General features: G+C 43.2%; 15 protein-coding genes. 10 read left to right on the top strand and 5 right to left on the bottom strand.

The features are described 5' to 3' along the window. The first annotated feature begins 677 nt into the window (after positions 1-677). The 6 genes from surE to IEY67_RS08405 all read left to right on the top strand — a co-directional run bounded on the left by surE (position 678) and on the right by IEY67_RS08405 (position 5,720). Entirely contained in the window at positions 678-1,445 is a 768-nt protein-coding gene (surE, locus tag IEY67_RS08430; protein WP_122374872.1) for a 5'/3'-nucleotidase SurE, read from the top strand. Positions 1,446-1,455: 10 nt separating this feature from the next. After that, positions 1,456-2,589, top strand: coding sequence for a lipid-A-disaccharide synthase (lpxB, locus tag IEY67_RS08425; RefSeq protein WP_183671249.1), 1,134 nt, complete (start codon positions 1,456-1,458; stop codon positions 2,587-2,589). 85 nt (positions 2,590-2,674) lie between these two features. Then, entirely contained in the window at positions 2,675-3,418 is a 744-nt protein-coding gene (locus IEY67_RS08420; RefSeq protein WP_183671250.1) for a NigD1/NigD2 family lipoprotein, read from the top strand. Positions 3,419-3,512: 94 nt separating this feature from the next. Then, positions 3,513-4,082 (top strand): RNA polymerase sigma factor, encoded by a 570-nt coding sequence (locus IEY67_RS08415; RefSeq protein ID WP_370449234.1) that lies wholly within the window; start codon positions 3,513-3,515, stop codon positions 4,080-4,082. A gap of 1 nt (position 4,083) precedes the next feature. Beyond that, the gene (locus IEY67_RS08410; RefSeq protein WP_122351790.1) at positions 4,084-4,632 is read left to right on the top strand and encodes a hypothetical protein; all 549 of its coding nucleotides are present in this window, start codon (positions 4,084-4,086) and stop codon (positions 4,630-4,632) included. 11 nt (positions 4,633-4,643) lie between these two features. Then, positions 4,644-5,720, top strand: coding sequence for a hypothetical protein (locus tag IEY67_RS08405; protein ID WP_183671251.1), 1,077 nt, complete (start codon positions 4,644-4,646; stop codon positions 5,718-5,720). A 115-nt stretch (positions 5,721-5,835) separates the two neighbouring features. Here IEY67_RS08405 and IEY67_RS08400 read toward each other — a convergent pair whose 3' ends face one another. From IEY67_RS08400 to IEY67_RS08380, 5 genes are all read right to left on the bottom strand, one after another. Further along, positions 5,836-6,219, bottom strand: a complete 384-nt coding sequence (locus IEY67_RS08400; protein ID WP_122374867.1) for a hypothetical protein — start codon at positions 6,217-6,219, stop codon at positions 5,836-5,838. Next, positions 6,216-6,779: an RNA polymerase sigma factor gene (locus IEY67_RS08395; RefSeq protein WP_122374866.1), complete on the bottom strand. Its 564-nt coding sequence runs from the start codon at positions 6,777-6,779 to the stop codon at positions 6,216-6,218. The genes IEY67_RS08400 and IEY67_RS08395 overlap by 4 nt, the downstream gene beginning before the upstream one ends. Before the next feature lie 10 nt (positions 6,780-6,789). Further along, positions 6,790-7,161 (bottom strand): DUF6249 domain-containing protein, encoded by a 372-nt coding sequence (locus IEY67_RS08390; RefSeq protein ID WP_229801002.1) that lies wholly within the window; start codon positions 7,159-7,161, stop codon positions 6,790-6,792. A gap of 164 nt (positions 7,162-7,325) precedes the next feature. Further along, positions 7,326-8,180: a 3-keto-disaccharide hydrolase gene (locus IEY67_RS08385; RefSeq protein ID WP_122351794.1), complete on the bottom strand. Its 855-nt coding sequence runs from the start codon at positions 8,178-8,180 to the stop codon at positions 7,326-7,328. 21 nt (positions 8,181-8,201) lie between these two features. Next, entirely contained in the window at positions 8,202-9,674 is a 1,473-nt protein-coding gene (locus IEY67_RS08380; RefSeq protein ID WP_122351795.1) for a glycoside 3-dehydrogenase, read from the bottom strand. Between the two features lie 288 nt (positions 9,675-9,962). Here IEY67_RS08380 and IEY67_RS08375 point away from each other — a divergent pair, with 288 nt between their 5' ends. From IEY67_RS08375 to IEY67_RS08360, 4 genes are all read left to right on the top strand, one after another. Then, a complete protein-coding gene (locus IEY67_RS08375; RefSeq protein ID WP_122352010.1) occupies positions 9,963-10,190 on the top strand; it encodes a DUF4492 domain-containing protein in 228 nt (75 codons plus the stop codon). An 11-nt stretch (positions 10,191-10,201) separates the two neighbouring features. Continuing rightward, on the top strand, positions 10,202-11,767 hold the full coding sequence (locus IEY67_RS08370; protein WP_122351796.1) for a cytochrome ubiquinol oxidase subunit I: 1,566 nt from the start codon (positions 10,202-10,204) through the stop codon (positions 11,765-11,767). A gap of 11 nt (positions 11,768-11,778) precedes the next feature. Beyond that, positions 11,779-12,933, top strand: coding sequence for a cytochrome d ubiquinol oxidase subunit II (locus IEY67_RS08365; RefSeq protein WP_122351797.1), 1,155 nt, complete (start codon positions 11,779-11,781; stop codon positions 12,931-12,933). A 309-nt stretch (positions 12,934-13,242) separates the two neighbouring features. Next, positions 13,243-14,157: a ribonuclease Z gene (locus tag IEY67_RS08360; protein ID WP_122374865.1), complete on the top strand. Its 915-nt coding sequence runs from the start codon at positions 13,243-13,245 to the stop codon at positions 14,155-14,157. The last annotated feature ends 68 nt before the right edge of the window (positions 14,158-14,225 follow it).

The raw sequence follows: 14,225 nt of genomic DNA, 5'->3' as shown, positions 1-14,225 counted from the left end.
ACATTAATATAAATAAACAGTATATCCCTGGATTTCAACCACCTCCGCCACCAGAAGCTCCTACTTTCATTTTATACTTCCTTCAAAAACATCCAATTATAATCAAAAGATAACGCAAATCAGTAGCATCTTTTTTCAAGCAACAACATTATAACTTATTAATCAACCCATTAACGACAAAACCAACTATATAAAACAACTTCATCAAGTTATTTTTCCATAATTGTCTACACAGGGAAATCTGTTTCAACAACATCTAATACACCAAGAAATTTCTCTAAGAGAAATAATCCATCAAAACCAAGAATTTAATATATTTTTCCTATGCTATATATATGTAAGCCATGCCTTACTTAAAAGTAAAGTATTGTATTCTAATATGTAATGTATAGCTTACTTTTTAGAAAAGAATATATTACAGATATAATATATTAGAGTTAATTGTTTAGATTAGCAAAGCTCTCCCCTTGAGTCTCCGAAAGGAGAACTTACTCCTCCCATAAGTCAAACAAAAGAAGATAAACGGCCCCCTACATAATTCCTGAAACAACCAGACTTCTCTGCATGAAAAGACATAAAAGACAAACAACCCGGAAGAACGTTAAGAAAAAATTAAAAGCATCCTCCGTCAAAAGATTATCGTTACATTTGTAGTGGTATTACAAAAATAAGTTGCAATGAACGATAGACCGCTTATCCTGATTACAAATGACGATGGCGTAGATGCCAAAGGTATCAAAGAGTTGACAGAATGCCTGAGAGACCTGGGAGATCTGGTTGTATTTGCTCCTGACGGCCCACGTTCGGGTATGAGTAGTGCGATTACATCTGAGAATCCGATCAAATACAGTCTGGTGAAAAAAGAAAAAGGACTGACAATATATAAATGTACGGGAACACCGGTGGATTGTGTAAAACTGTCCATTAATGAAGTACTCGACCGTAAACCGGATCTGCTTGTTTCCGGTATTAATCACGGAGGAAATATGGCAATAGCCGTTCTTTATTCAGGAACCATGGGGGCTGCCGCCGAAGGCTGTGTATTCGGTGTACCTTCGATGGGTGTCTCACTGCTCGACCATCATCCGGATGCAGATTTCACAGAATGCTGTCGCCTGGGACGTATGGTAGCCCGCCGTGTACTAAAAGAAGGATTGCCTGCCGGGACTTATCTGAATCTGAATGTGCCGAAAGTAGAGACAGTAAAAGGTATGAAGATATGCCGTCAGGCTGCCGGAAAGTGGGTTAAGGAGTATAAGCGTTCGGAGGACGGAGCAGGCAAACCGGTATTTTGGTTGACAGGTTCTTTTGAGAATGCCAAACCGATCCATTCAGATAACGATATGCTGGCACTCGATAGCGGATATGCTTCGCTGGTTCCCTGTAAACTCGATGTAACAGATTACGAGTGGATGGAGAAATGTAAGGAATGGGAAGTAAAATAAATTACTCTTTATGAAATATTTTCTGATAGCAGGTGAAGCTTCGGGCGATTTACATGCGTCGAACCTGATGGCGGCATTAAAAGAAAAAGATCCGGAGGCAGACTTCCGTTTCTTCGGAGGAGATTTGATGCAGGCTGTAGGCGGCACCTTGGTGAAACATTACAGGGAAATGGCCTTTATGGGTTTTATCCCGGTACTGCTCAATCTGCGTACGATCCTGAATAATATGAAGACCTGCCAGGAAGATATCCGACAATACCGGCCGGACGTGGTAATCCTGATCGATTATCCCGGCTTCAATCTGAAAATAGCCAAATTCGTAAAGACCGTACTTCATTTACCCGTCTACTATTATATCTCACCCAAAATATGGGCATGGAAACAATATCGCATCAAGGATTTCCGCCGTTATGTAGACCGGATGTTCTGCATCCTACCTTTTGAAACTGAGTTTTTCCGCAAGCTCGATTACTCAGTCGATTACGTAGGAAATCCTTCTGTCGACTCGGTTGCCCAATATAAAGAAAAGCAAGCCAGCCACCCCGATACATTTATGGCAGATGAAGGACTGCCGGATAAACCTATCCTGGCCCTCCTGGCCGGAAGCCGCCGGCAGGAAATCAAAGATAATCTTCCAACCATGCTGGAGGTCGCAGCCGCCTATCCCGACTATCAGCCGGTTATAGCCGGAGCTCCCGGACTGGAACCGGAATATTACAAACAATATATAGGAAACCATCCTGCCAAAATCGTCTTCGGCAAGACATACGACCTGTTGCAAAACAGCCGGGCTGCCCTGGTTACTTCGGGTACGGCAACGCTTGAAACATCGCTTTTCCGCGTTCCGCAGGTAGTCTGTTATTATGTCGTGGCCGGACCGTTGGCCAGTTTTATCTTCCGCAATTTCTTCCATACCAAATATATCTCGTTGGTGAACCTGATTGCCGGACGCGAAGTCGTACAGGAATTGTTCGGCGCCCGATTCTCTTATCAGCAGATACACGATGAGCTAGGCAAAATACTTCACGATGCCGCCTATCGCCAACAAATGCTCGGGGGTTACGACGAGATCATCCAGCTACTCGGAAAACCTGGGGCTTCACAACGTACCGCCGAACTTATTTATCAGTCACTAAGGCATTAACATCTTTTATCATCTTCTTTTGCAGCATTTTCCGTTTTTTCTCCATCTACATTTATAGAATGGGAAATAAGCAATTTTTAGCGATATGAGTGTGATGAAGACGTTGAGAACTTTTATACTGGTCCTGGGGACTGTTTTAGCGACCTCTACCCTGTATTCTTGTTTGGATGATGACGGATATTCGCCCAATAAATATAGTTTTGGAATAGCGACGATCAAGCCGCTGGGTAATAACAACTATTACTTGCAATGGGATGATTCCACTACTTTATGGCCGGCTTCCGGCGTTACTCCTGATTTCGGAGTAGACAAAGAAAGACGTGCATTTATAAACTTTACCTTATTAGGCGATTCTATCAGTAGTGGCATTCCAGGATACGATTATATAATCCGTGTCAACAAAATAGATAGCGTATTGACTAAATCGATCGTTGCCGATCTGGGTGAAAAGAATGATGAATATTATGGCAATGATCCCATATGGATGAAGTCTGTATGGATTGAGGACGGTTACATCAATTTCCAGTTCGAATCTTATTTCGACGGACATACCAAACATTTCCTCAACCTGGTGAAGATGAACAATACGGGTACTTATGAACTAGAGTTCCGTCATAATGCATACGATAACCTGTCAGGCGGACAGGGATGGGGGTTGGCCTCATTCAGACTGAACAGCCTGCCGGATACAAATGGCGAGATAGTGACGATGAAGATCAAATACAAATCGTATGAAGGTGACAAGACGTTTGAACTCAACTATAAATCTGGCTCCCCCGCCGGTAAAGCACCGATGATGGGAGAAGAGAATTTTCATTCGACAAATTAAACCTTCCCACATAACTTTTATTTTTATCATTTAGTTCAGGGAGAGAGGCATCGTGATGATGCCTTTCTTTTTTTTGTATAAATTCGTAGCGCAGATGCAACGGTCGGCCGCTTGCTCTCGTTTATATAAACAGATGAACGAAACAACAGTACAACTGATAGAGGGTTGCCGCAAAGGGAAACGAAATGCGCAACTGGCCTTGTACAAACAATTCGCCCGGCGATTGTACATAGCTTGCCTGCGTATTGTCGGTAACAGCGGCGAAGCGGAAGAAGCCATGCAGGACGCATTCCTGAAAATCTTCACCCGCATCGACCAATATAAGGACGATCAGTGTTTCGAAGCCTGGATCCACCGGATAGCCGTTCATACGGCCATCGACTATGTTCGCCGCCAAAGCCCGGAATGGGAAGAGTTGTCCGACAACTATGCCGCACCGGAGTCAGACGGACCCGACGAGGAAGAAATACAATATTCCGTGAAACAGGTCAAAGAAGCGACCAATAAACTGCCGACCGGTTACCGCGTGATTCTCTCACTCTACCTCTTTGAGGGATATGATATGGAAGAGATTGCCTCTATCCTGCACATTCAGCCGCCAAGCGTACGCAGCCAGTATCTGCGGGCGAAGCGCAAATTGTTAGATATTATAGCAGCTAATTGACATGGACAAATTAAAGAAATTCATAGACACCAACAGAGAAGCTTTTGAAGATGACCTTCTGCCGGAAGGTCATTTCGATCGCTTCGAAAAGAAACTGCCGCCTGCACGCAGGAAACATTTCAAGCTATATAGCTTATGCGCTTTCGCAGCAGCAGCATCCATCGCTCTGCTCCTCTTGTTACGGATGCCGGGCGGAACGCCTGTTCCGACGAACAATCAGAAAGCATCCATACAGAAACAGTGTAGTGAGCAAAAGGAATTCAACGAGCTGCAGATGTATTACAAGATGCAGATCAATGACATCATGGCACAAATGGAGACGTTATACAAACAGGACAAAACTACGGGAAGTGCAGATCTGTTGCAAGAAAGCAAAAGAATACTGAAAGACAATTACATGTTTGAAAAGACGATCCTTCCGACACTCCCCTGCTCCAACGACGGCTTGTTTGCTATGAACCAGCATTACAGTGCCAGTGTGGAAAGCCTGAACATCATGCTGAAGCAGATGGAACGGGTTACAAATGAAAACGAGAATGACAACAAATAAAAATATATATCATGAATACAAAACAAACAAGAAGCCGTTCATTATTACTTCTGGCTGTATTACTTATTGCAAGTACAGCTCTCGGTTGGGCCGCAAAACCCGAAAGTATTAAAAAGAAAGAGATCAGCCGTTCATTCAACGTAAGTCTGAGCGACCTGTTACAGACAGACAATCGTTATGGTAATACCACAATCACCCATTGGAACAAGAACGAGGTTTCGATTCGTGTCGAGATTGAGGCGAAAGCGGAGAGTACAGAAGCTGCACAGGCTACGATCGATCGTGTACAGATCGATATAAAGAAAACCGGAAGTATTGTTTCTGCCGTTACCTCACTCAAACAGCAGAACTGGAATGGAAACAGGAACGAACGTTTCACGATCAACTATTTCATCAGCATACCGTCCAAACTGGCGATCAACCTGACACAGAAATACGGAAATATCAATCTCCCGGATAAAAACGAAGGAAAGAGCACCATACAGGTAAAATACGGAAACCTGAATGCCGGAAGTTTCACAGAGCCTCTTAACCTGGAAGTGAAATACGGGAATGTGGATATTAATAATGTAACAAAGGCTAATCTGGATCTGGGTTACTGTGGCAAAGTTTCAGTCGGTAATGCGGATCTGCTGAATGCCGATAATAAGTATTCCAATATGGAAGTCAAAGAATGTACACAGATCAATCTGGAAAATAAATATGGGAATGTAAAGATACAAGGACTTGACAAAGGTAGTCTGGAGATCAAATACAGTGAGGCGACAATCGGCTCCGTTAAGGAATCACTGGATATCAGCGAACTGGCCTACAGCACATTGAACATAAAAGAACTTTCTGCAAATTTCAAGAGTCTGAATGTTGAAGCCCGCTACGGAAACCTGAATGTGAATATTTCGTCGAATGCATCTTTCAAGGTGGCTGCCGAAAGCATGAAATATGGCAACCAGGATGTCAAAGGCTTTAATATCACGAAAACTTCAACAGAGGACAAGACAAACCATTATTATGAGATTAATGGTGGAAACAAAGGACGAATTTATTTCGACGGGAATAATTATAGCAATATACGGGTGAAAGCGTTATAAAGGAAAAATGTGAAACATTTTTCAGTTGACAAGTGACAGTTGACAATTAGGCTTCGCACTCAGTAAATAAATCGACTGAAAGAGGAAATAACTGTCAACTGTCACTTGTCAACTGTCATCTACCAAAATACCGCAATGCCAATATTTTATCCAATGCCGAATAAAATATCAACGATCCGGCAATCGCTGCCACCGTTAGAATATACGGTAACTTCTCTTTTAGGCCGCTCAGTATATGGCTAACGTTTCCTGCGGGAAGCTGACCGATAAGCATCAGTAATCCGGCAAATACCACCAGATATACAATGATTATACCAACAATCATAAAAGGCGGCATTCCGGATTCCAGCTTTACCTTTTTCACTTCCGGTACTTTCAAGGGTTCCTCCTGCATGATCAGATCCATAATCTTCATACTCAACTCCGGAGACGGCTCGACCATACTCTCTTTCAGGATCTTTTTGGTCAACCGATTTATATCTTTATCCGATGTATTCATAACACATTCGCTGTTTCGTTCTGCATCATTAACTGCAATGTTTCGTAGAAGTGTTTACGTCCCCGAAACAATTTTATTTTAATATTGGAAGGAGTCATTTCCGTGATCTGAGCGATATCAGCAATGGAACACTCTTCCAGATAAAAGAGATTAAGCACCAGGCTTTCGTCAGCCGGTAACTTTTTCAGTACGCGGGTAATTATTTCTTTCCGGTCTTCCCGTTCCAGGATAGCAGTTGCACTATCCACTTCACTCGTTGTCAGATCGGTTGCAATAGCATCATCATAACTTTCAAAAACAGACTGTTTCCTTTGCGCCGTTATCGCTGTATTGTAAACAATCTTATAGAACCAGGTAGAGAACTTACTGCCAAACTGGAAAGACGGAAGCGCACGATACATCTTCACAAAAGCGTCCTGCACAACTTCTTCTGCCTCCTCACGATTCTCCAATATGCGGAAGGCAATCGTAAAAGCCATCTGCTGGTACTTCGTGACGAGGCAGGAGAAACTCTTGGTATCTCCTGCCAGAATACTTTTTATCCACTTCTGTTCGTCCATCAATCCTGTTTTATTGCTCTTTCTCCTTCTCTATCATTTTGAGAACGATAAAGAAATAGATTAAATAAGCGATACCTCCGCCCAGAACTGTAAAGATAACAACCGGAAAACCAGTCCAGTCACTTGGCATCGTAGCGTCCAGGAAAACTCCAGACATGGCACCCAACGCCAGCCCGATCATCAGCAATCCATTACGTAAAGCATTGAATTTATTCGTCTTCTTTTCCGGTTCTTCCAAAACTATACCCTTTTCGATCATTGCCATACGCTCTTCATGCTTTGTCCGGGTAGTCCTTACGACCAATACAATAAGCAATAATACGGGCAGCCCCACTGCACAAATAATCGCAGTAAAAGCTATTAACATCTCTCCACCATCCATAATTTCAATATTTAAAATGTTTCTAATTGTTTTGTTTACAGATAAGACTAACACTTCGGCGGGAAGGTTACAGGAATATGAAACTTTTTTCAAAAAAAATACCCGGAAATCGGACAAACCGCCGATTCCGGGTATTACTATTAATTATGCGCAAATCGATTAAATTAATCTAATACTTTAATCTTGATGTTACGATACCAAACGTCGTCGCCATGATCCTGCAGACCGATGAAACCTTCTTTGTTAGGTCCACCACAGTTCAACAGCAGTTCGTAAGCCAACGGCCATTTATCTTTGCTGAACTTACTTGCATCCAGCATTTCTTTCCACTGCTGAGTCCACAAATGATATTCAACAACCGGTTCGTCGTTCTGATAATGAACAACTGTACCTTTGTAACACATAATCTTTGACTTGTTCCATTCGCCGAACGGTTTAGAGTTCTGCGGTTTAGCCGGAATCATGTCATACAGGGAAGCAGACATACGGTTACCATCCTTACCTAACTTAGCATCCGGGTGGTTTGCATTGTCCAATATCTGATATTCAGGAGAAGAGATGTAAGAAGGTTGTCCTTCTACTTCCTGGATCAGGATAAACACACCAGAGTTGGCGCCTTTCGCTACTTTCCATTCCCATTCCAATTCGAAATTTTTGAACTTATGAGCAAAAACCAAGTCACCACCGTCTTTAGCACCAGCTTCACCGGCTCCGGAACCTTTGATATGGATTGCGCCATCGTTCACTTCCCATGCATTAGGAACATCTGTACGATCATAACCTCTCCAGCCATTCAGTGTCTTACCATCAAACATAGTAATCCAACCATCGGCATCTTTCGGGAATGTAGACAGGTCTACTGTCGGTAAATCCAATAATTTGTATTCAGGCACGGCTGCTTCTGTTTTTGTTTCGACTGTTGCATCCGCAGCAGCTTCTTCTGTTTTCTTTCCGCCGCCACAAGAGGTGAAATAACACATCATCAGCGCGGCACTGGCAAATAATACTGACTTCTTCATTTTTTATGTAGTTTAAAACTGTTATCTAGGCATATCAGGCAATTTCCATCCATCGCGATAGTTATGCTTGATCAGTTCTGCTGCAAACTGTTTTGCATTAACAGGATCTGTCCAGTCTTTTGCAAATGAAGGATGACCATCCTTGATAGTGAAACCATCTTTGATACAAGTCTTTATCATCTCATTATCACCAATGTTCGTGAATTGCATATTATTGCCATCCCATTTCAATGTTCTGTTCAGACTCTGTAAACGAACAGCCAATACGCCCATCACGATCATTTCGTTGAACGGACCGGCTTCCGAGAAATTAGACTTTGTTTGTACACGGCTGGATGGATTTTCTTTACAAGCACGTACCCAGTCCATTTCATGTCCGTTTACACGACGACATACTTTAGGAGCATTAGGAACGCGACCTGACAACAAGAACGGCTGCTGTCCGTAGCAACCACAAATCAATGTATCTTTCGTACCGTGGAAAATAGTCAGACCGCCACCAGGCCCCATTAATTCTTTTCCTTCCGGGAAACCTTCCGGACGGTTCGGCATCATACCACCGTCATACCAATGAATTTCAACTTCCGGCAGAGCCAATTTCGGCATATTTTCACGAGCAGGGAAAATAAATTTCACATGCTGTGCATTAGGAGCACAATCGCGGAGCAACAGAGTAGAAGATGCTTCAACGCTTGTTGGATATCCTAATTTCAAAGCCTTAAACGGAGTGTGCATAATATGACAAGCCATATCGCCCAATGCACCTGTACCATAAGCCCACCATCCGCGCCAGTTCCAAGGATGATAAATGTTATTGAAAGGTTTCAATTCTGCAGGACCGGTAAACAGATCCCAGTTCAATGTAGAAGGAATCTTATCTGCTTTATCCGGAGTATTCAAACCTTGCGGCCAGATAGGACGGTCAGTTGCACATTCTACCTTTGTGATATCACCGATTTCGCCATTCCAAATCCATTCGCAAACCAAATCAGTATCTTCGGAAGAAGAACCTTGGTTACCCATCTGAGTTGCCACATTTGTAGAAGCAGCCAGCTTAGTTAACAAACGAGATTCGTACACAGAGTGTGTCAACGGTTTCTGACAATAAACATGCTTGCCCAATGTCATCGCATCTCCTGTAATCATAGCGTGTGTATGGTCGGCTGTAGCAATAATAACGGCATCGATAGATTTACCCATCTCATCGTACATCTTGCGATAGTCCCAATATTTTTTTGCATTCGGATGTTCCCCAAATACGCCTTTCGCATATTTCCAATCCACGTCACAAAGCGCAACGATGTTTTCAGTTCCTTTTACATTATTAATATTGGCATGGCCCATACCACCGATACCGACAGCGGCAATATTCAATTTATCTGTAGGAGCCACATATCCATGACTTTTTCCTAAAACAGAACCCGGTACAATGGTCAATGCAGCTGCAGCAGCTGCTCCTCTTTGAAGAAATGATCTTCTAGTGATGTTTGACATAGTAATAACTTTTTATAGATTAGCACTTAATAATAATATTCTAATTCAAAATTCACAGCTTAAAAACACAAACTGACGCAAATATAGCCAATGCGAAAATAACAACAAGCCTGAACCTCCGGCTTTCTTTTTTAAAATAGTTTTTTTTAACAGACCTTATAGACAATGTCTATTTTTTCATAAATATTATCTATGAAACTAGGCGCATGAAAAGTCGTTGTTTCTTTTATATTTGTCTAACACAAAACATATTCACCTGATTTCTGTTATATAAATGAAGAGATGAACATGAAAAAGAAACCAATACTTGTTCGAATATACCAATTTTACCTGGAAGGTTTTCGTGAGATGAAGCTAGGTAAAACCCTATGGCTGATTATATTGGTCAAACTCTTCATTATGTTTTTTATATTAAAACTGTTTTTCTTTCCTAATTACCTGGGACAGTTTGACAGCAATTCCGAGAAAGAAGAACACGTATCGGGTGAATTGATCAATCGAGCAATTACTCCTTAATTAATATAGTTATGATCGAAAGCATTGACACTTCTTTGATTGACTGGTCTAGGGCGCAGTTCGCTCTTACGGCCATGTATCACTGGCTTTTTGTACCCCTGACTTTAGGGCTTGGTGTGATCCAGGCTATCCTGGAAACCATTTATTACAAAACAGGTGACGAATTCTGGAAAAAGACAGCGCAGTTCTGGATGAAGCTGTTTGGTATTAACTTCGCGATCGGTGTTGCCACCGGTCTGATCCTCGAATTTGAATTCGGAACGAACTGGTCGAACTACAGCTGGTTCGTCGGAGATATTTTCGGAGCGCCACTGGCCATCGAAGGTATCCTTGCTTTCTTCATGGAAGCTACATTCATTGCCGTAATGTTCTTTGGATGGGACAAGGTGAGCAAACGTTTCCACCTGGCTTCCACCTGGCTAACTATTATCGGTGCGACTTTATCAGCCTTATGGATTCTGATCGCCAACGCATGGATGCAGCATCCGGCAGGCATGCATTTCAACCCGGATACGGTCCGCAATGAAATGTTCGACTTCTGGGCGGTTGCTCTGTCGCCGGTTGCCATCAATAAATTCTTCCATACTGTATTATCCGGCTGGATCGTGGGGGCCTTGTTCGTTATCGGCATCAGCAGCTGGTACCTGTTGAAGAAACGGAACACACGCTTTGCCCTGGAGAGCATTAAGATAAGCGCCATATTCGGTCTGGTCGCATCTATCCTGATCGTTTGGACGGGTGACGGTTCTGCTTACCAGGTAGCACAGAAACAGCCAATGAAACTGGCGGCAATGGAAGGTCTCTATGAAGGAGGAAACAAAGTCGGACTGGTCGGCATAGGTGTGCTGAATCCGGACAAAACCAGTTATAAAGACAATGCCGATCCTTTTATTTTCGATATAAAGATACCGGGGATGTTATCTTTCCTGGCAGAACGTGACCTCAACGGCTACGTTCCGGGCATCAATAACCTGATCGAAGGAGGTTACACAACGAAAGAAGGCACCCCTGCCCTCTCTGCTGCCGAAAAGATCGAGAAAGGCCAACAGGCTATCCAGGCATTGGCCAATTACCGCCAAGCAAAGAAAGATAAAGACGAAACAGCCGCCAAGCAATACCGGGCTACGCTGGAAGAAAACTTCCCCTATTTTGGTTACGGCTATATCAAAGATCCGGGCGACCTGGTTCCTCATGTCGGCATGACATTCTATTCGTTCCGCATCATGGTTATTCTAGGGGGATATTTCATCCTGCTCTTTATCATTGCTTTAGTATGGAATAAGAAAGATAAATTCCAGGATGCACGCTGGCTGCAAAAAGTATGCCTGTGGTCTATCCCGCTGGGATATATCGCCGGACAGGCCGGATGGATTGTAGCCGAGGTGGGACGTCAACCCTGGGCGATACAGGATATCCTTCCGACAAGTGCTTCTATTTCCAAACTCGCCACATCGTCCGTGCAGACCACTTTCTTCTTGTTCCTGATCCTCTTCACGATCCTGCTGATCGCAGAGATAGGCATTATGGTGAAAGCCATCAAGAAAGGTCCCGCCGTATCTACTAACAATGAAAACTAAAAATATACACCATGGATAGTACATATATATTATTACAACATTACTGGTGGTTCCTTGTATCCCTGCTGGGAGCACTGTTAGTATTCCTGCTCTTTGTCCAGGGAGGTCAGTCGTTACTCTTCTCGATCGGAAAGACTGAGTTGGAACAAAAAATGTTAATAAACTCCACCGGGCGTAAATGGGAGTTTACCTTTACGACACTAGTGACTTTCGGTGGTGCGTTCTTTGCATCATTTCCCCTGTTCTATTCGACCAGCTTCGGTGGGGCATACTGGGTATGGATGCTCATCCTGCTTTGCTTCGTTATCCAAGCCGTATCGTACGAATATCAGGCAAAGAAAGGTAATTTGTTAGGTAAGAAAACATATCAGGTATTCCTGATCATCAACGGCGTACTCGGCCCGATCTTACTGGGTACGGCAGTTGCCACCTTCTTCAATGGAGCCGAATTTTCGGTGAACAAAGGACAGATGACGGATATAGCCATGCCGGTTATTTCGACCTGGAACAATTCATTGCATGGGCTGGAAGCTGCCTTTGTATTCTGGAACGTATGTCTCGGATTGGCAGTATTCTTCCTGGCACGTGTACAGGCACTCCTCTATTTTATCAACAACATCGACAATAAGGATATAGTCAGTCGCTGCCGGAAACGGTTGATCCCGGAAACAGCTTTATTCCTGGTGTTCTTCCTGGTATTCCTCATACGTTTAATGCTGGTAAGCGGATTTGCCGTAAATCCGGAAACACAGGAAGTATTCATGCAGCCTTATAAATATTTCATCAATCTGATAGAAATGCCTGCCGTGCTGGCTGTACTGCTTGCCGGTGTGGTACTCGTTCTGTATGGAATCATCAAAACGATCGTGTCGCAAACATGGCGAAAAGGGATTTGGTTTGCCGGAACAGGAACTGTTCTCACCGTATTGGCATTATTGCTCTGTGCCGGATGGAACAACACGGCTTACTATCCGTCACTGACCGACCTGCAAAGTTCATTGACCATACAGAACAGTTGTTCCAGTCCATTTACTTTGAAAGTGATGAGTTACGTATCCATCCTGGTACCTTTCGTCCTTGCCTACATATTCTATGCATGGCGGGCACTTGATCTTCATAAGATCGATGCGGAAGAAATGGAAGAGAAAGACAGTCACACTTATTAATGTACGGGGCGGTCAAAAAAAACCGCCCTTGCAAGATACATACCCTATAAAACAAAGGAAACGGCGAAGCTCACGCTTGGCCGTTTCTACATTTAACCGTTTTAAACAAAAAGAAAAAGTTAGTTAAGGCTTAGAATAAAATATCTTAAGTCTTTTTTACTTACTAAACATTGCTTCCCGAAGGACAGCAAACAAATATATGTAATCCGGGCCATCTTCGGAACAATCGGACCGCTTTTTTTGTTATTTTTCACAGAACGCAGATGCTTTTGTATTATCTTTGCAAACAATTATCCAAGGGATTCCTTTATGGCAGATTTCAATTTAAACATTTTAGGATGCGGTTCAGCCTTACCCACAACACGGCATCTGGCAACTTCTCAGGTAGTAGATTTACGTGATAAATTATATATGATAGACTGTGGTGAAGGCACGCAGGTACAGATGCGTCATATGCGTATCAAATTCAGCCGCTTAAACCATATTTTCATTTCCCATCTACATGGAGACCATTGCTTCGGACTGCCGGGTCTTATTTCCACGCTGGGTATGCTGGGACGTACCGGCGAACTGGTGATACATGCCCCCAAAGAGATCGAAAACTACATGCGTCCTGTATTGGATACATTCTGCAAAGGAATGCCTTACAAAGTCCGTTTCAACCATATAGATACTTACAGTCATTCGCTGATCATGGAAGACCGTTCTCTGTCTGTTTATTCCATTCCCCTGAAGCACCGGATTCCGACTTGTGGTTTCTTGTTTGCCGAAAAGGCCAAAGAAGCGCATATCATCCGCGAAATGACTGATTTCTATCAGGTACCCATACGCTGCATGAAAGATATCAAACAGGGAAAAGATTATATCACCCCGGAAGGAGAAGTGATCCCCTGTTCCCGGCTGACGCGCCCGGCAGCACCGCCCAAACGCTATGCCTATTGCTCGGACACCGCCTACAATCCGTCTGTCATTCCGATTATTGAAGGCGTAGACCTCCTTTACCATGAAGCAACTTTTGCCGAATGCGACAAAGCACGTGCCAAAGAGACGTTTCATTCAACCGCCCGCCAAGCAGCAGATATTGCATTAAAGGCAGGAGTAAAACGGCTTGTCATCGGTCATTATTCTGCCCGTTACGAAGAACTCGCAGAATTACATAAAGAAGCAAAGGAGATATTTCCCGGAACAATTTTAGGAAGCGAAGGCATGGTCTTACCCATATAATAAGGCCCTTTTCTTAAATAATAACTGCCAAATATCCACCATATTCAAAATTATTCATACATTTGTAC

This window comes from Parabacteroides faecis, assembly GCF_014647375.1.
Lineage (GTDB): Bacteria > Bacteroidota > Bacteroidia > Bacteroidales > Tannerellaceae > Parabacteroides > Parabacteroides faecis.
This window is presented reverse-complemented; position numbering and strand designations above follow the sequence as displayed.